The 231-nt window shown below is 59.7% G+C and carries 1 pseudogene; it reads right to left on the minus strand.

Annotation, left to right across the window (positions count from 1 at the left end):
• A pseudogene (locus AAEZ00_RS22275) lies at positions 1-231 on the minus strand (hypothetical protein); the annotation flags it as partial.

Raw genomic sequence — 231 nt, forward strand, 5'->3', positions numbered from 1 at the left:
CCACCGCATAGGTGCCACCAATTGGCAGGCCCAGGCGCCACAGTTCTCGCAGGTACTGAAGGTTGGGACGCAACAGGCCCTCCCACAGCGGATAAGCATCGTAGGCTCGGTTGATTTTGATGTACCAAATCAGTGCCAGGGCCATGCAGTTGGCGACTACGGCGGTCACCAGGCCAATGCCCACCAGGCCCAGCTTAGGCAGGCCGAACATGCCTTCGATCAAGGCATGGT

This window comes from Shewanella sp. S1-49-MNA-CIBAN-0167 (assembly GCF_040310145.1).
Lineage (GTDB): Bacteria > Pseudomonadota > Gammaproteobacteria > Enterobacterales > Shewanellaceae > Shewanella > Shewanella psychromarinicola.